Raw genomic sequence first — 15,389 nt, 5'->3', positions numbered from 1 at the left:
CCTGCCCGGGGATGATCGAATAGCAGGCGCGCCGCCGCCTACTCGATCACCTTCGGCACGAGGAAGAAGTTGTCCTCCGTCGCGGGGGCGTTCTGGACGATCTTGTCGGCATAACCGCCATCGGTCACGCCGTCCTGGCGCTTCTTCATCACCAGGGGGGTCACGGACGTCATCGGCTCGACGCCCTCCACGTTCACCTCGTTGAGCTGCTCCACGAAGGACAGGATCGCGTTGAGCTCGCCCTGGAGATGCGGCACGTCCTCATCCGTCACGGCGATACGCGCCAGATGGGCGATCCGCCGGACCGTTTTCTGATCGACTGACATGAAAGCCTGTAGCCCTTTGAAATCGTTGAACGGGCCTATAACACCCGCCCGCCTCAGGTCGCAACGGCGGATGTGGGGCTGGGCCGGGGCGCGATCAGCTCTCCCCCCCACAAGGGGGAGGGAATCCGCGCAGCACCCCTCTAAATCGTCACCCCCACGGTCTTGTGCGGCACGATCACCTGGGTGCCCTTCCCGTCCATGGCGGCCACGAACCGGTCCGCCGTCGGGTCGATGATGGGGAATGAGCCGTAATGGCAGGGGATTGCCGCCTTGAGCTTGAAGAAGCGCTGGACGGCCAGCGCCGCCACCTCGCCGCCCATGGTGAACCGGTCGCCCACCGGCACCATGGCGACATCGGGCCGGTGGATCTCGTTGATGAGAGCCATGTCGCCGAAGATGTCGGTGTCGCCCATATGATAGATCGTCGGCTCCCCGGACGCCTTCACGACGACGCCGCAGGCCGGGCCGAGGGGATAGTTCACATCCATCTCCGACATGCCCGAACCGTGGTCGGCATGGACGAGGGTGACAGTGAAGCCGCCCTGATCCGTCGTGCCGCCGGTGTTCATGGGATCGAAATTCTCGATCCCCTGCTTGGCGAAGTGCATGCACAGCTCGTAATTGGTCACGACCTTGGCACCGGTTTTCTTCGCGATATCGACTGTGTCGCCCACATGGTCACTGTGGCCATGCGTCAGGAGGATGTGGGTCAGGCCGTCCGAGGCCTGCTCGATTGAGCCTTCGAAGGCCGGGTTTCCAGTGAAGAACGGGTCGATGAGGATGACCTTATCGGCGAAATCGAGACGAAAGGCCGAATGGCCGAGCCAGGTGATCTTCATGGGAATACCTCGTTCATGACCCAGGGTTTGACGCACGGGAAGATGGCGCGCCGGGCCGATCCGGCCATCCCTCCCGGAGCCTGAAAGCGCCCGACGCGGGAACCGAACGACCGGCCAAGCTTTTAAGAGGGCAAGCAACACATTTACAATCGGAGGATCGCCATGCGCCGCAGCTCCCTCGCAAGCCTGGCTTTTGTGACAGGTCTGGCCGTCACCGCAAGCGCCCATGCGGTGGAGGTCTCGATCTCCTGCAGCGCGCTGGGGCAGGAATACGAGATCTGCAAGCAGGGCGTCGACGCCTGGGCCAAGAAGACCGGCAACAATGTCAAGATCGTCTCGACCCCGAACTCCGCCACCGAGCGCCTCGCGCTCTATCAACAGCTTCTGGCGGCCAACGCGCCCGATATCGACGTCTTCCAGATCGACGTGGTCTGGTCGGGCATCCTGGGCCAGCACTTCACGGATCTGACGCCGAAGGCCGGAGCCACCATCGACCAGAATTTCCCGTCCATGATCGAGACCAGCAAGGTGGGCGGCAAGCTGGTAGCCATGCCGTGGTTCGCCGATGCGGGCCTGCTCTACTACCGCAAGGACCTCCTGGAGAAGCACAAGAAGCCCGTGCCCCAGACCTGGGCCGAGCTGAGCGAGACCGCGAAAGCCGTCCAGGACGCGGAGCGGCAGGGCGGAAAAGGCGATTTCTGGGGCTTCGTCTGGCAAGGCCGGGCCTATGAGGGCCTAACCACCAACGCGCTGGAATGGATCGCATCCAATAACGGCGGCACCATCGTGGACGCCAAGGGCGACATCACGGTGGAGAACCCGAAGGCCGCCGAGGCCCTGAAGCTCGCGGCGGGCTGGGTCGGCACCATCACGCCCGAGGGCGCGCTGAACTACACGGAAGAAGAATCCCGAGGCGTGTTCCAGGCGGGCAATGCGCTCTTCATGCGCAACTGGCCCTATGCCTGGTCCCTGGCCCAGGGCGGTGATAGCGCCATCAAGGACAAGGTCGGCATCGTGCCCTTGCCTAAGGGCGGCGCGGACGGTCGCAACGCGGGCACGCTCGGCGGCCAGCTCCTGGCGGTCTCGCGCTACTCGAAGAACGTGGACGCCGCCACCGATCTCGTCCTGTACCTGACGGGACCGGAGGAGCAGAAGCGCCGGGCGATCCAGGGCTCGTTCAACCCGACGCTGCCGGCTCTGTTCAAGGACCCGGAGGTCACCAAGGCCAACCCGTTCATGGGCGACCTGCTCACCGTGTTCACCAACGCGGTCGCGCGGCCCGCCGCCGTGACGGGCGACAATTACAACAAGGTCTCGACGGAGTTCTTCAACGCCGTGCACAATGTTCTGTCGAAGAAGGCCGAGCCCGATCAGGCGCTGTCGCGGCTCGACCGCGACCTGAAGCGGATCAAGCGCAGCGGCTGGTGAGCCCATGAGCCAAATCGTGGGTCAAGCCGCGCTCCCCGTCTCCGCTCCCGCCTTTGAAAATATGCGGGAGCGCCCTTCCCGCCTTACGCGCTCCAAGGTCCGAGCCGCCTGGATCTTCCTGGCCCCGACCCTGATCATCCTGGCCCTCATTGCGGGCTGGCCACTGGCGCGGACGATCTGGTTCAGCTTCACGGATGCCAGCCTCAACAACCTCTCGGATTACGAGTTCATCGGGTTCGAGAACTACATCGCCAATTATGACGGCGAGTGGTTCGGGATCCTCACCGATCCGGCCTGGTGGCGGTCGGTCTGGAACACCGTCTGGTTCACGCTTGTGTCCGTCTCCATCGAAACCGTGCTCGGCATTGCCGTCGCGCTCATCCTGAACGCCGCATTTCCAGGCCGCGGACTGATGAGGGCCATCATCCTGATCCCTTGGGCCATTCCCACGGTGGTGTCGGCCAAGATGTGGAACTGGATGCTGCACGATCAGTTCGGCGTCATCAACGACCTTCTCCTGCGTCTCGGCCTGATCGCCGCGCCGATCACCTGGACGGCCAATTCCGACACCGCGCTCTGGGCCGTCGTGATGGTGGACGTGTGGAAGACGACGCCCTTCATGGCGCTCCTGATCCTCGCCGCCCTCCAGATGCTGCCGGGCGACATCTACGAGGCCGCCAAGGTGGACGGGATCCATCCGGTGCGGGTCTTTTTCAAGGTGACGCTACCGCTGATCCGACCCGCTCTTCTCGTCGCCGTGATCTTCCGGGCGCTCGATGCCCTGCGGGTCTTCGACCTGATCTACGTGCTCACGTCCAACTCCAAGGATACAGCGTCGATGTCGGTCTTCGCTCGCCAGCAGCTGGTGGACTTCCAAGAGGTCGGGCTCGGATCGGCGGCGTCGACCCTGATCTTCCTCATCATCGCCCTCCTCATCGTCGTGACCATCGCGGCGGGTCGGGTGCGGCTGGGCGGAGAGACGCTATGACAATCCTGCTCCGCCTCGGCTTCTGGGCGCTCGTCCTCGCCATCGCTGTGTTCTCGCTGTTCCCGTTCTACTACGCGATCATGTCGTCGCTACGAACGGGGAGCGAGCTGTTCACGGTCGCGTATTGGCCGACGCGCCTTGATTTTTCGAACTACATCGCGGTCTTCGACCGCCAGCCCTTCGGCCGCAACATCCTCAACTCGATCATCGTGGCGGGATCGGTGGTGGCCGTCTCCCTGGCCTTGAGCCTGACGGCGGCTTACGCCTTCGGACGCGTCAACTTCCGGGGCCGCACGATCCTGCTCATGACGATCCTCGGCGTTTCCATGTTTCCGCAGGTGGCGGTCTTGTCGGGGATGTTCGAGCTGATCCGCAGCTTCGGGCTCTACAACACCCTGCCGGGGCTGATCCTGGCGAATCTCATGCTCACCCTGCCCTTCACGGTCTGGGTGCTGACCACCTTCATGCGGGAACTGCCCAAGGAGATCGAGGAAGCGGCGTACGTGGACGGCGCAACGCCCTTCATCGTCGTGCGGCGGGTCTTCCTGCCGCTCATGGCGCCCGCCGCCGTTACCACGGGGCTCCTCGCTTTCATCGTCTCGTGGAACGAGTTCCTGTTCGCTCTGACCTTCACCCTCACCAACGAGCGCCGCACGGTGCCGCCCGCCATCGCGCTCATGAGCGGTTCCAGCGCCTATGAGCTGCCCTGGGGCACCATCATGGCGGCCTCCGTCATCGTGACGGTGCCGGTCGTGGCGCTGGTGCTCGTGTTCCAGCGTAAAATCGTGGCGGGGCTGACCGCAGGCGCCGTCAAAGGCTAATCAAGGAGATCCCGATGGCCGATATCGTCCTAAAAGGGGTACGCAAATCCTTCGGCAACGCCAAGGTGATTCACGGGGTCGATCTCGACATTCGCGACGGCGAGTTCATCGTTTTCGTCGGGCCCTCAGGCTGCGGGAAATCCACGCTTTTGCGGCTGATCGCGGGACTGGAGGACATCACGGCAGGCGATCTCTTCATCGACGGCGAGCGCGTGAACGATCTCCCGCCCGCCAAGCGCGGCATCGCCATGGTGTTCCAGTCCTACGCGCTCTACCCGCACATGAATGTCTACGAGAACATGGCCTTCGGCCTGGAGCTGGCCAAAGCCTCCAAAGGCCAGATCGAAGAGCGCGTGCGCGAGGCCGCCCGGCTGCTCCAGATCGACAACCTGCTCGAGCGCAAGCCCAAGGAACTCTCGGGCGGCCAGCGCCAGCGCGTCGCCATCGGCCGCGCCATCGTGCGGGACCCGAAGGTTTTCCTGTTCGACGAGCCGCTCTCGAACCTCGACGCGGCCCTGCGCGTGAACACCCGTATCGAGATCGCCAAGCTCCACACGGATACCAGCGCCACGATGATCTACGTGACTCACGATCAGGTCGAGGCCATGACCCTCGCCGACCGGATCGTGGTGCTCAACGCGGGCCGGGTCGAGCAGGTCGGCACGCCGCTCGAATTGTATCATCGGCCCGCCAACCTATTCGTGGCCGGCTTCATCGGCTCCCCGCAGATGAACTTCCTGAAGGGGCATGTCTCGGGAGCCTCCCAAATCCGCCTGGCGGACGGCCTGACAATCGCCGCACCCTTGGCGAACGGCCTCCGCTCCGGAGACGACGTGACCCTCGGCGTGCGGCCCGACCACGTTCGCTTGAGCGAGACCGGCCTAGCGGGCCGGGTCGCCCTGGTCGAGGAGCTGGGCGAGAACCACCTGCTCTATGTGGATCTCGACGCCCTTCCGGGCTGCCGCCTCACCGCGCGGGCGCCAGGGGACGCGCGCCACAAAGCCGGTGACCGGATCGCGGTGGAGTTCGACCGCGAGGCCTGCCACCTCTTCGACTCGACGGGCCAGGCGGCTCAGCTCCGGGAGCGTTCGGCATCCGCCCCTCGTGAAGGCGCGCTGACCTAGGGCGCTTTCGCCTGTTCCATCAGGGGCGTATAAGCTCGGCTCAAGCCGAGGAGACCTTCGTGACGAACCGGGACGTGGAATTGCTGGCGTTGATCGACGGGCTGGCGCCCCGGGCGCGGCTGATGGGAGTGGATCTTGGAACCAAGACCATCGGGCTGGCGCTGTCGGACGTGGAAAAGCGTATCGCGACGCCGCTGGAAACCATCAAGCGGGTGAAGTTCACGCCCGATGCGGCCCGGATGAAGACCCTCGTGGACCAGCATGGCGTGGGCGGGCTCGTGATCGGCTTGCCCCTCAATATGGACGGCACGGAAGGCCCGCGCTCGCAGGCGACGCGCGCCTTTGCCCGTAATCTCGGCCCCATCGCCGGCTGCCCGATCCTGTTCTGGGACGAGCGCATGTCGACCATGGTGGTGACACGTACGCTTTTGGAGGCGGACGCTTCGCGCGCCAAGCGGGCGGATTCGGTGGACAAGATGGCGGCCGCCTACATCCTGCAGGGGGCACTGGACCGCTATGAGCGCGTCCTGACCGCACGGGAGGATGCGGAGGACGATGGCTCTCATGCCCCCGGCATGGATGCGCCGCCCACCGGCGGCGCTCCCGACGCCTGACCCCGCCTAGAAGCCGTTGCGCCGGTTCCAGGCCCGGATTTGGTCCTTCTGCATCTCCTTCTGGGCCTCGCGCTGGCCTTTCACGTAGTCTTTCATGGCCTCCTTTCGGCTGCCGCCGTAATAGGCGGGAGGCGGCGGCGCGGGACGATAGCCGTATTGCGGAGGCGGCGGCGGTCGATACCCAGGAGCCGGTGGCGGCCGGTAGCCCGGAGGCGGCGGGTAATACCCCCGGCGCGGGGGCGGTGCGTCGTAATAGGCGCGTGGCTGGGGCTGGTAGTAACCCCGGGGCGGCGGAGGTGGCTCGTCGTCATCGTCGAAGAAGAACTGCACCGGCGCGATCACGCTCGTGCCCGTCGCCTTCACGACAGGGAGCGGACCCGCTTGCGCCGCGCCGAGCCACAGGCCCGCAGCGACGGCTCCCAAAACCCATTTGCCCACCTTCATCGGTCTCACTCCTGCCGGTGGCTGCCTCGCCGCCGGTTCATGGTTCGAATCTGTCATAAAGTCCCGCAATTGAACAAATGCTGAATCACGCAGCGTCAGGCAAGACATAATGCAATAAAATTTCACCCATGAGGCAGCGATCCGCTTCGACACGCGTGTCGTCCTGTCCTTCCGTCATCGCCTTAACGGTTTCGATGCAAAGTTCCGCTACGTCTGGCGGACCATCCCCTCCGGCCTCGGACACCGGTGACATGCACCGGACAGGGCTTCCCGCGCAGGACCATATCGATGAGCGGCCATCACCTAGTCGTGCAACCGGACCATGGGGTCGAACCCGTCATCCGGTTCCTCAGGAGCGCCACCTCCACCGCCCTCATCAAGCAGTTCACCTTCAACCATCCCGCCCTCTTGGACGAGGTGCTGGCCCTGCACGAACGCGGCGTGAAGGTTCGGGTGCTGCTCAACGGCGCCAAGGCCACAGGGGAGCGCCTCAACGACGACTTCTTCAATAGGCTCAAGGAACGCGGAATCGACGTGGCCTGGAGCAATCCGGCCTTTCTGGTCACGCACGAGAAGACGGTCGTCGTGGATTCCGAGCGGGCCCTGATCGCGACCTTCAATTTCATGGAAAAGTACTTTTCCGAGACCCGCGATTACGGCGTGTTCGTCAGCGACCCGGCGATGGTCTCGCAGATCGTGGCCTGCTTCGAGCGCGACTGGAACCGCGAGACGTATCATCCGCATGAGGAGGCAGGTCTGGGCTGGAGCCCCGGAAACGCCCGTCACGTGATCTCCAGCCTCATCGACGGGGCCCATCACACCCTCGACATCCAGCATCCGAAATTCGCCGAGCCGCTGGTCTTCGAGCGGATCGCGGCGGCGGTCGAACGGGGCGTGAAGGTGCGCGTTCTCTGCGGCGGGAAGCACGGCCTGCACCAGCCCGACATGATGTATTCCTTCGCTTTATGGAATCTCGGCCACCGGATGGGCGCTCGCGTGCACAAGCAGAAGAACCTGCGCGTTCATGCCAAGCTGATCGTCGCCGATGGAAAGCGCGCCTTCCTGGGCTCTCAGAACCTCGACCAGCCGGCTTTCGACCTCCGGCGCGAGGTTGGCGTCCTCCTCCACGAGGCCAAGACGATCCAGGACGTCCTGGAGGTGTTCGAGACCGATTGGAGACAGTCCGTCCGGTACGAAGCGCCTTACCCACTGGATGCGGCAAGCATCGCCGAAAGCCAGGATTTCGAGCATGACCCTCTCCTTGCCCACGACTGAGCCCGCGGCGCGGCCGGGCCTCGTCGAGCTTGCCCTGGTCTTCAACAAGATGACGCTGGCCAGCTTCGGCGGAGGCCTCAGCGCCTGGGCGCAAAGGCTCATCGTGGAGGACAAGCGATGGCTGAGCGACGAGGAGTTCCTGAGCGCCTACACGCTGGCCCGCGTGATGCCGGGCGCCAATCAGATCAATTTCGCGATCTATGTGGGCAACCGCTTCCAGGGCGTACCGGGCGCCGTCGCCGCCGTGCTCGGCCTCACGGGCATCCCCTTCTGCATCATCGTGGCTTTGGGCTATGCCTATGTGCACTATCACAGCACCCCTGCCCTCCAGGACATCCTGCGCGGCATCGCGGCGGGCGCGATTGGGCTGACATTCTCCATGGGGCTGAAAACTGGAGAGAAGTTTTTCCGCCAGCCCGTCGCTCTCGTCTTCGCAGCGCTCGCCTTCGCGGGATCGATCATGCTCCGGATGCCGCTGCTCGCCGTGCTCGCGATCCTGATCCCGCCTGCCTTCCTGGTCGCCTGGCGGCGGCCGTCACGCGGATGACCCCGCCGTGAAGCCGGGCATCCTCCTCCAGCTTGTCAGTTTCTTCGGATTGCTGTCGATTCTCTCGGTCGGCGGAAGCAACAGCGTCGTCCCCGAAATGTCGCGCAAGGCCGTTCAAACCGAGCATTGGCTGAGCGCCGACCAGTTCACGGATCTTTTCGCCCTCTCCCAGGCCGCCCCAGGACCGAGCAACCTGATTGTCGCGTTGCTGGGTTACCAGGTGGCCGGCTTCTGGGGTGCCCTCGCGGCCCAGCTCGCCATGATCGTGCCGGCCGCCATCGTTATGGTGCTGGTGTCGAAAGTCTGGGTCTCCACTGCCGGCAGCCGCTGGCATCTCGCCCTTGAACAGGGCCTGACCCCGATCGCCATCGGCCTGATCATCGCGAGCGGTTGGACCATCGCCGAAGGGAGCGGCCTGGACATTCCCGGTTACGCTCTCGTAGCGGCCTGCACAGTACTCTTCTGGAAGACACGCATCAACCCGATCCCGGTCCTGGCCCTGGCGGGGGTGATCGGGTGGCTGGGGCTGGTCTAGGAGATTGCTCCCAGCAGGTAGAGCGCGACGCCGGCCGCCGAGGATCCGAGCAGGGTGACAAGCATTCCGGCCCGAAGCCAGAACACGGCGATCAAGCTGGCGGCGCTGAGCAGAAGCGCCCACAGGTCGAGGCTGGCAGGCACCGGCGCGTCGAAGCGCAATCCGAAGCCGGTTATGGAGACGGTCTGCTGGAACAAGGTGTGGACCGCGAACCAGATCGCCAGGTCCAGGATCACGCCCACGACGGCTGCGGTGATTGCCGAGAGCGCCCCATGGAGGAATCGGTTGCCCCGGAGCTTTTCGATGAATGGCGCCCCGAGGAAGATGAAAAGGAAGCACGGCAGGAACGTGACCCATGTCGCCAGCAAGCCTCCCAGGATGCCGGCGATGAGCGGGGAGAGCTCGCCAGGGTCACGGAAGGCTCCCATGAACCCGACGAATTGAAGGACCATGACAAGCGGACCGGGCGTCGTCTCAGCCATGCCGAGACCATCGAGCATCTCGCCCGGCTGGAGCCAACCATAGGTTTCGACGGCCTGCTGAGCCACGTAAGCCAGGACCGCATACGCGCCGCCGAAAGTCACGACGGCCATGGTCGAGAAGAACGTGGCGATCCGGCTGAAAACATTGTCCGGCCCCAGCATCACCAAAAGAGTGGCGACAGGGACGAGCCAGAGGCTGAGGCAGACCACGGACACGCGCACCGCCTGGGCCACATTCGGGTGGCCATGCTCGGGCATCTCTCCGCCGAGCAGCGTGTCCGCGTCCGCCACCTGCGCACCGATTTGCGCCGACCCATGCGGGCTTCGGGCCTGAAAAGCGACGTGCCCCACCCGTCCGCCAAGATATCCAATGAATCCAGCCGCCAAGATGATGGCCGGGAAGGGAACACCGAAGAAGAAGATGGCGACGAAGGCCAGTGCAGCCAACCCAATCATGGCGCTGCTTTGAAGAGCCCGGCTCCCGACCCGGATGACCGCCTGGAGAACGATGGCCAGTACGGCCGCCTTCAGGCCGAAGAACAAGGCGGAGACGATGCCGACCTCGCCGAGCACCGCATAGAGGATGCTCAAAGCCATGATCGAGACGGCACCGGGAAGGATGAAGAGACCACCCGCGATCACGCCGCCGAGGGTTCGGTGCATGAGCCAACCGACATAGGTCGCGAGCTGCTGGGCCTCAGGACCGGGTAGCAACATGCAATAGTTCAACGCGTGGAGGAACCGTCCCTCCCCCAGCCACCGCTTTTCCTCGACCAGAATGCGGTGCATGACCGCGATCTGTCCGGCCGGTCCGCCGAAGCTCAACATCGCGATGCGGGCCCAAACCTTGACCGCCGCTCCGAGGGATACCCCGTGCGGAGCCGACACATCGCGGTGTGACGAGCCCACTCTCTCCAATGGCATCTACGACTCGCTGCGCTCGAACTTGGTTCTTAAGATTTTGCGTCGGACAACGGTCTCGCTAAGGCCGCGCAACCACTACCTGCCAAATTTTGCTGGACGATTTGGATGGAGCGGAAGTGGCTGGGGGACCTGGATTCGAACCAAGACTAACGGAGTCAGAGTCCGCTGTTCTACCATTAAACTATCCCCCACCGAAGCCCTTGGAAAACTTCGCCTTTCGATGATCGTCGTTCCGATCCGAGGCAAAGATACGGCGAGGGCGGCGCGTGGTGGCGCTGAGATAGGGGGTCTTGCCCCGCGTGTCAACAGGTTTGGGAGGCCGGATAGGCATGCGTCCCGGGCCCTTTTTTCCCGCCCGACCCAAACCCGGATCCATCCGGCCCCATCATCCGGAAAGCGGCTCTCGCTCGAAGAGACGAGCCTCTCGGCAGGTCGCCGGCGTCACTCAGAGGCTCCAGAACCTTCCTTCAGACCTGAATGTCACAACGATTCAGTTCTACCTATTTGTGGCTAAACGCCAGGTTATTGCATGGATTTGCGGGAGTTCCGAGAAGTCGACGGAGTTTTCTAACCAGAACGCGAGTTTCATAAGTATCTGACAAAAATGAATTTTATCGACTTCAGCCAAGCTCGGAAATGGCGAACATTCGAGAAGACCGGACGGGTTGAATGATCCGTCCCTGCAAGCCCGATCGATCGCTACAACTTTCGCACTGGTGCTCAAACGCTAACAAATGCGTAGTCTCGACGCCAAGTTGCATTGGAAGGATTGGTCACGTCTGAAGTCCGGCAGCCCCTCTGAGCTGTGATATCTGCGAAAGCGGGCAGCATCACCCTCTCAGAGCGTCAGCGAACCGAACCTTTACGGGACCTGTCCCGACACCCATCCAGTGAGCCGGAGCGGCCCCGTGTTCCCCAAGATCCGAGTCGGTATCGTCGACGATCATCCTCTGTTCCGAGAGGGCCTTGCCCATACGCTGGAACGATACGGGGATTTCGAGATCGTCGGGACCGGCGGCTCCGCCGACGAGGCGGTTCGGATGGCCCAGAGCCTCCGGCCGGACGTTATGGTCTGCGACATCTGCATGCCGGGAGGAGGCTTGGCGGCCGTCGAGGAGATCGCCGCGACGGGGTCCGGCAAGGTCCTGGTTCTGTCCATGAAGGACGATACCGAAACGGTCAGCGCTGCGCTCGGCAAGGGCGCCTTCGGATACCTGCTGAAAGGGAGTGGCGGCGTGGAGCTCGCGTCGGCCATTCGCGCGATCCACCAGGGCGACCGGTACCTCACGCCCTCCCTTGCGGTGCAATTGCTCAGCCGGAGCGCCATCCGGACGGCGGAGCCTCCGGTCCGCGATCCCCTGGCGGGCCTCACTCAGCGCGAGAGCCAGGTCCTGTCCATCATGGTCGAAGGACGCAGTAACAAGGAGATCGGCAATAAGTTGGCCTTGAGCGAGAAAACCATCAAGCACCACGTGACCCGAATCCTCCAGAAGCTCTCGGTCCGCAACCGGGTGGAGGCCGTTCTGATGGCCTCGCGGCGGCGGCAGAACGAGAACCGCGTGAACTGATCGTCAGTTCGACGCCCGCTCCAGCCCCTGGATCGCCCCATCGAGAATGAGCTGCCGCAAGCCGTCACGGTGCTCGCGAAAAGCGCCGACGATCATGTCGTCGAACCCGAGACTGACTCCTATTTCGTCGTGGACGACATCCAGGACCCGCAGAAGTCCCGCCGACGACAGAACACCCTGCTCGAGGCTGAGGACATGAACGAGGGAATCGACCACGAGCCTCTGGGCCGTGAGCATGGCTGATAGCCGCTCGACCAATCCATGGATGGACTCTTCGTCCCAGTCGCATGGGGCTCGCCTCTCCGACATGTTCACGGCCTTCCTGGTGGTCCGAGAGGTGAATGCGAGGTTCCGAAGAACCTCGCACGACAGACATCATGTCACGGCCTCCCGTGGCCGGGCGGGCTATTCCTCGCGGAATGCTCGCATGGCATTGTCGGTCAACGGCTTGGTCAAGTAGGAGAGAACGGTGCGATATCCGGTCTGGATGAAGCCTTCCACCGGCATTCCCGGGAGCAGCTTCGAGCCCCCCAGTTTGCTCCACTCGCCATCCGCGATCGTGATCCGCACGGGATAATGCGACAGGCCGCTGCGCTCGTCCGTTACGAGATCGGCCGCGATGCGCGTCACGCGTCCCATGATCTCCGGCGTCGTGCGCTGATTGAAGGCGGACAGGCGAAGCACCGTATCGAGACCCTGGCGAAGCTGATCGATATCCTGAGGCGCGACCTTGACTTCGATCGACAGCGCGTCACCCTCGGGCATGACTAGCATGATCGTATCGCCGGGCGCAATGACGCCGCCCACCGTATGAACTACTGACTGGTGAACGATCCCGTCCTGCGGCGCCCGAATGTCGATCCGCTTCAATTGATCGTCAGCCGCAACCTTGCGCTCCACCAGCTCCGCGACCTTCGCCTGCAACTCGCGAAGTTCAGTCGAAACCTCGCTGCGCAGGTCCTGCTCGATCTGCATGACCTGCAGCTCGGTTTCGCTGATACGGCCCTTGGCTTGAGCAATGGACGAAATCAAGGCGCCTCGCTCGCCCCGTAGGCGGGTCTCCTCGCGTTTGAGGGAGTTGAGACGCGTGATTGGCACCAGGTTCTTGCGCCACAGTTCCTGCACGCCGGTCAGCTCGTCCTGGATCAGCTTAATCTCGTCTGCCTTGGCGGCTGCCTGCAACTGTGTCCCGTCAATCTGCTCCTGAAGCTGCGCGATCCTCTCCTTGAGCTGGGATTTCTGACCGCTGCGGGCCAAGTGGCGGTTGTCGAACAGGCGGCGTTCGCCACTGATCAGGCCCGCGAGCTCAGGATCGGCGGCGCGGACCATCAGATCTGCCGGGAAGCGGACCTGATCCTGACCATCGCGTTCCGCCTCGAGCCTTGCTCTGCGGATGGTCATTTCGTCGATGCTTTTGGTGACCATGGCACGGTTTGCACGCGCTACCGTCTCGTCCAGGCGAACAATAACGTCACCAGCTTGAACGTGGTCGCCATCGCGGGCGAGGATCTCGCCGACCACACCGCCCGTGGGGTGCTGCACCTTCTTGACGTGGCTGTCCACGACGACCGTCCCTGGCGCCATGACGGCTCCCGACAGCTCGGTGACGCAGGCCCATCCTCCCAACCCGCCGACGAGAGCGACGGCGCCACCGAGGGCGAGGCGTGTGTGCCGGCGGATCGATGCGCGGGCGGGGGATGGAGAGGACTTGATCATGACACGGCCTCACGAATTGACGCGACATGCGTCGCCGGATTGGGTTGCTGAGGGTCACCGGACGGCACCGGACGAATGACCTTGCCGATCACCTCGTCCTTCGGACCGAAGCTGCGCACGCGGCCCTCGTCCATGATGAGAAGATGATCCAGCCCGGCGAGGGCGCTTGGTCTGTGGGCGATGACCACGACGACGCCGCCGCGCGCCCGGATCCCTAGAATGGCTTGAGTGAGGGCATGTTCGCCTTCGCTGTCCAGGTTCGAATTCGGCTCGTCGAGAACGACCAGGAACGGGTTGCCGTACAGCGCCCGTGCCAGCCCGATCCGTTGACGCTGGCCGCCGGACAGACCCCCTCCCCCCTCCCCGATCTGCGTCTCGTATCCGTCGGGCAGTCGCAAGATCATGTCGTGCACGTCCGCGGCCCTGGCGGCCGCGATGACGGTCTCGGGCTTCGGGTTCGGGTGGAAACGGGCGATGTTTTGGGCCACCGTCCCGGCAAACAGAGCGACGTCCTGCGGGAGATACCCGACATGAGCTCCCAGATCTTCCGCACTCCACTGTTCGAGCGCTGCGCCGTCGAGGCGGACCTTTCCACGCCACGTCGGCCAAACGCCCACCAGCATGCGGGCAAGCGACGACTTGCCGGATGCGCTTGGGCCGATGATGCCAAGACCCATGCTGGCTTTGAGCTCGAAACTCACATCCTGGACGGCAAAACGTTGGCTCTTGGGGGCGCCCGAGCCCGCGCTCTCGACTGACAGGCTGCCCCTGGGCGCCGGAAGCTTGATCGCTTCCGCGCCTTGCGGGGCGTCTGCCAGCAGCTGGCCCAGGCGGGCCCATCCCTGACGCGCGGAAACGAACCCCTTCCAGTTGGCGATGGACAGTTCCACGGGTGCGAGCGCTCGCGAAACCAGGATCGATGAAGCGATCATGATACCGCCGGTCGCCTGGCCGTCGATCACCAAATAGGCGCCGACACCAAGGACGGCGGATTGCAGCAGCATGCGCAGAACCTTCGAAAACGCCCCAAGCCCGCCCGACACGTCCGAGGCGCGCTGCTGGTGCGCGAGATACCGCGCGTTCGCATCGGCCCAGAGCGCTCCGATCCGGCCGGCCATCCCCAAAGCCCGCACGACCTCGGCATTGCGGCGCGCGCCGTCACCGATGCCGTTCCGCACGGAGGCTGCGCCCACGGCATTCTTGGTCGCGTGTCGGGTCATGACGTCGGTGGCGACTGTGATGGCGACCAGAACTGAGGCACCCGCGACCGTCACCCAACCGAGCAAGGGATGAAATGCGAAGCAGATGAACAGGTACAGCGGAATCCACGGCAGATCGAACAATGCGGATGGGCCGCCCCCGGCCAGGAAAGCGCGAACCTGATCGAGATCGCGCAGCGGCTGCTGGCCATCGCCCTCGCTTTTCCCACTGAGCGGAGCGGCGACTTGGCACTGGAAGACACGCTGGCTCAACTCTTCGTCGAGAGATGCGCCGACTCGGGCGAAGATGCGGCCACGCACCATGTCGAACAGGCCTTGGAAGGCGTAGAGAACGACGATGATGACCGATAGGCCGATGAGAGTGGGGATGCTGCGGCTCGGCAGAACTCTGTCATAGACCTCCATCATGTACAGGGAGCCCGACAGGTAGAGAATGTTGATGAGGCCGCTGAGAAGGGCGACGCTGAGAATGGCCCCGCGGCAGGAAGCGAAAAGACTGGGACGCTGCCCCTGTGTGGATCGTGTCATCGTCGCGGCC

16 protein-coding genes and 1 tRNA gene are annotated in these 15,389 nt (G+C 63.9%); 9 read left to right on the top strand and 8 right to left on the bottom strand.

Annotated elements, in window-relative coordinates; translation table 11 throughout:
• Positions 1-38 precede the first annotated feature (38 nt).
• Together gatC and ILT42_RS20640 are read right to left on the bottom strand one after the other, a co-directional pair.
• Positions 39-326, bottom strand: coding sequence for an Asp-tRNA(Asn)/Glu-tRNA(Gln) amidotransferase subunit GatC (gene gatC, locus ILT42_RS20645; RefSeq protein WP_204217783.1), 288 nt, complete (start codon positions 324-326; stop codon positions 39-41).
• Between the two features lie 140 nt (positions 327-466).
• The gene (locus ILT42_RS20640) at positions 467-1,165 is read right to left on the bottom strand and encodes a metal-dependent hydrolase (protein ID WP_204217782.1); all 699 of its coding nucleotides are present in this window, start codon (positions 1,163-1,165) and stop codon (positions 467-469) included.
• A gap of 162 nt (positions 1,166-1,327) precedes the next feature.
• On the opposite strand from ILT42_RS20640, the gene ILT42_RS20635 reads away from it, so the two are divergent.
• From ILT42_RS20635 to ruvX, 5 genes are all read left to right on the top strand, one after another.
• On the top strand, positions 1,328-2,593 hold the full coding sequence (locus ILT42_RS20635) for an ABC transporter substrate-binding protein (protein ID WP_204217781.1): 1,266 nt from the start codon (positions 1,328-1,330) through the stop codon (positions 2,591-2,593).
• 61 nt (positions 2,594-2,654) lie between these two features.
• On the top strand, positions 2,655-3,581 hold the full coding sequence (locus tag ILT42_RS20630) for a carbohydrate ABC transporter permease (protein WP_229428828.1): 927 nt from the start codon (positions 2,655-2,657) through the stop codon (positions 3,579-3,581).
• The gene (locus ILT42_RS20625; RefSeq protein WP_204217779.1) at positions 3,578-4,402 is read left to right on the top strand and encodes a carbohydrate ABC transporter permease; all 825 of its coding nucleotides are present in this window, start codon (positions 3,578-3,580) and stop codon (positions 4,400-4,402) included. Before ILT42_RS20630 ends, ILT42_RS20625 begins: the two co-directional genes overlap by 4 nt.
• Positions 4,403-4,416: 14 nt before the next feature.
• Entirely contained in the window at positions 4,417-5,526 is a 1,110-nt protein-coding gene (locus ILT42_RS20620; RefSeq protein ID WP_204217778.1) for an ABC transporter ATP-binding protein, read from the top strand.
• 122 nt (positions 5,527-5,648) lie between these two features.
• The gene (ruvX, locus tag ILT42_RS20615; protein ID WP_204217933.1) at positions 5,649-6,140 is read left to right on the top strand and encodes a Holliday junction resolvase RuvX; all 492 of its coding nucleotides are present in this window, start codon (positions 5,649-5,651) and stop codon (positions 6,138-6,140) included.
• 6 nt (positions 6,141-6,146) lie between these two features.
• On the opposite strand, the gene ILT42_RS20610 is transcribed toward ruvX, so the two are convergent.
• Positions 6,147-6,584, bottom strand: coding sequence for a hypothetical protein (locus ILT42_RS20610; RefSeq protein WP_204217777.1), 438 nt, complete (start codon positions 6,582-6,584; stop codon positions 6,147-6,149).
• Positions 6,585-6,872: 288 nt separating this feature from the next.
• On the opposite strand from ILT42_RS20610, the gene ILT42_RS20605 reads away from it, so the two are divergent.
• Genes ILT42_RS20605 through ILT42_RS20595 form a run of 3 tightly spaced genes read left to right on the top strand, consistent with a single transcriptional unit; the run spans position 6,873 to position 8,941 of the window.
• Positions 6,873-7,859 carry a phospholipase D-like domain-containing protein gene (locus ILT42_RS20605; protein WP_204217776.1) on the top strand — a complete coding sequence of 329 codons (987 nt, stop codon included), beginning with the start codon at positions 6,873-6,875 and terminating at the stop codon, positions 7,857-7,859.
• Positions 7,834-8,406: a chromate transporter gene (locus ILT42_RS20600; protein ID WP_204217775.1), complete on the top strand. Its 573-nt coding sequence runs from the start codon at positions 7,834-7,836 to the stop codon at positions 8,404-8,406. Before ILT42_RS20605 ends, ILT42_RS20600 begins: the two co-directional genes overlap by 26 nt.
• A 7-nt stretch (positions 8,407-8,413) precedes the next feature.
• The gene (locus ILT42_RS20595) at positions 8,414-8,941 is read left to right on the top strand and encodes a chromate transporter (protein WP_204217774.1); all 528 of its coding nucleotides are present in this window, start codon (positions 8,414-8,416) and stop codon (positions 8,939-8,941) included.
• Here ILT42_RS20595 and chrA read toward each other — a convergent pair.
• Together chrA and ILT42_RS20585 are read right to left on the bottom strand one after the other, a co-directional pair.
• Positions 8,938-10,347 (bottom strand): chromate efflux transporter, encoded by a 1,410-nt coding sequence (gene chrA, locus ILT42_RS20590; RefSeq protein ID WP_204217773.1) that lies wholly within the window; start codon positions 10,345-10,347, stop codon positions 8,938-8,940. The two genes, ILT42_RS20595 and chrA, sit on opposite strands and share 4 nt — an antisense overlap.
• 117 nt (positions 10,348-10,464) lie before the next feature.
• Positions 10,465-10,538: transfer RNA gene (locus ILT42_RS20585), tRNA-Gln, on the bottom strand.
• A gap of 717 nt (positions 10,539-11,255) precedes the next feature.
• Between ILT42_RS20585 and ILT42_RS20580 the strand changes: the two genes are divergently transcribed.
• Positions 11,256-11,915 (top strand): LuxR C-terminal-related transcriptional regulator, encoded by a 660-nt coding sequence (locus ILT42_RS20580; protein ID WP_204217772.1) that lies wholly within the window; start codon positions 11,256-11,258, stop codon positions 11,913-11,915.
• 3 nt (positions 11,916-11,918) lie between these two features.
• Here the strand turns inward: ILT42_RS20580 and ILT42_RS20575 are convergent, their stop codons facing one another.
• From ILT42_RS20575 to ILT42_RS20565, 3 genes are all read right to left on the bottom strand, one after another.
• A complete protein-coding gene (locus ILT42_RS20575; protein ID WP_204217771.1) occupies positions 11,919-12,224 on the bottom strand; it encodes a hypothetical protein in 306 nt (101 codons plus the stop codon).
• Between the two features lie 96 nt (positions 12,225-12,320).
• A complete protein-coding gene (locus tag ILT42_RS20570) occupies positions 12,321-13,631 on the bottom strand; it encodes an HlyD family type I secretion periplasmic adaptor subunit (protein ID WP_204217770.1) in 1,311 nt (436 codons plus the stop codon).
• Positions 13,628-15,379, bottom strand: a complete 1,752-nt coding sequence (locus ILT42_RS20565; RefSeq protein WP_204217769.1) for a type I secretion system permease/ATPase — start codon at positions 15,377-15,379, stop codon at positions 13,628-13,630. The genes ILT42_RS20570 and ILT42_RS20565 overlap by 4 nt, the downstream gene beginning before the upstream one ends.
• Between the last annotated feature and the right edge of the window lie 10 nt (positions 15,380-15,389).

The sequence above is a fragment of the Microvirga pudoricolor genome (assembly GCF_016892705.1).
Lineage (GTDB): Bacteria > Pseudomonadota > Alphaproteobacteria > Rhizobiales > Beijerinckiaceae > Microvirga > Microvirga pudoricolor.
This window is presented reverse-complemented; position numbering and strand designations above follow the sequence as displayed.

What these genes read in the sequence shown, in the direction of transcription:
- gatC (WP_204217783.1), bottom strand. Translation starts at nt 326, where the DNA reads ATGTCAGTCGATCAGAAAACGGTCCGGCGGATCGCCCATCTGGCGCGT.
- ILT42_RS20640 (WP_204217782.1), bottom strand. Translation starts at nt 1,165, where the DNA reads ATGAAGATCACCTGGCTCGGCCATTCGGCCTTTCGTCTCGATTTCGCC.
- ILT42_RS20635 (WP_204217781.1), top strand. Translation starts at nt 1,328, where the DNA reads ATGCGCCGCAGCTCCCTCGCAAGCCTGGCTTTTGTGACAGGTCTGGCC.
- ILT42_RS20630 (WP_229428828.1), top strand. Translation starts at nt 2,655, where the DNA reads ATGCGGGAGCGCCCTTCCCGCCTTACGCGCTCCAAGGTCCGAGCCGCC.
- ILT42_RS20625 (WP_204217779.1), top strand. Translation starts at nt 3,578, where the DNA reads ATGACAATCCTGCTCCGCCTCGGCTTCTGGGCGCTCGTCCTCGCCATC.
- ILT42_RS20620 (WP_204217778.1), top strand. Translation starts at nt 4,417, where the DNA reads ATGGCCGATATCGTCCTAAAAGGGGTACGCAAATCCTTCGGCAACGCC.
- ruvX (WP_204217933.1), top strand. Translation starts at nt 5,649, where the DNA reads ATGGGAGTGGATCTTGGAACCAAGACCATCGGGCTGGCGCTGTCGGAC.
- ILT42_RS20610 (WP_204217777.1), bottom strand. Translation starts at nt 6,584, where the DNA reads ATGAAGGTGGGCAAATGGGTTTTGGGAGCCGTCGCTGCGGGCCTGTGG.
- ILT42_RS20605 (WP_204217776.1), top strand. Translation starts at nt 6,873, where the DNA reads ATGAGCGGCCATCACCTAGTCGTGCAACCGGACCATGGGGTCGAACCC.
- ILT42_RS20600 (WP_204217775.1), top strand. Translation starts at nt 7,834, where the DNA reads ATGACCCTCTCCTTGCCCACGACTGAGCCCGCGGCGCGGCCGGGCCTC.
- chrA (WP_204217773.1), bottom strand. Translation starts at nt 10,347, where the DNA reads ATGCCATTGGAGAGAGTGGGCTCGTCACACCGCGATGTGTCGGCTCCG.
- ILT42_RS20575 (WP_204217771.1), bottom strand. Translation starts at nt 12,224, where the DNA reads ATGTCGGAGAGGCGAGCCCCATGCGACTGGGACGAAGAGTCCATCCAT.
- ILT42_RS20570 (WP_204217770.1), bottom strand. Translation starts at nt 13,631, where the DNA reads ATGATCAAGTCCTCTCCATCCCCCGCCCGCGCATCGATCCGCCGGCAC.
- ILT42_RS20565 (WP_204217769.1), bottom strand. Translation starts at nt 15,379, where the DNA reads ATGACACGATCCACACAGGGGCAGCGTCCCAGTCTTTTCGCTTCCTGC.